Genomic DNA, 414 nt, shown 5'->3' on the forward strand with positions numbered 1-414 from the left:
TGGAATACAAAAATCTCCTGTGTTGATTAATGTAGATGAAATAAAGTCAAATAATTTAACATATGATTTAATAGTTCAGAGAAGAAAAGATTTATTCTATTCTATAAATGATGAAAATGACCATAGTTCTGATAATTGTAAATATTGTTCTAATTTAGTAGATAAAAAGTTTTCAGATGTTAATTTTGATTTTTTAGGCGGTGCTCATTTGCCAGCTGGATTTAATATACAGCATTATACGGCATGTAATCAACGTTGTAAATACTGCACCTTTACAAAACAAAATTTTTTTGTAAAGCCTCAATATAATATATTAGATTATTTTAAAATTTTTGCTGAAAAAGGTAAAATTAGAGGTGGTAATTGGGTAGATTTTAGTGGCGGTGAACCATCAATGCTTGATAATTTTGATGA

General features: G+C 26.8%; 1 protein-coding gene. It reads left to right on the forward strand.

Annotated features, from left to right (window positions below):
- Nucleotides 1-414: radical SAM family protein (locus EZH24_RS14555; protein WP_161976207.1), on the forward strand; the 414-nt coding region annotated here is incomplete at both ends.

Origin of the sequence: Brachyspira catarrhinii (genome assembly GCF_005518285.1) — a bacterium.
In the GTDB taxonomy this organism is placed as follows: Bacteria; Spirochaetota; Brachyspiria; order Brachyspirales; family Brachyspiraceae; genus Brachyspira; species Brachyspira catarrhinii.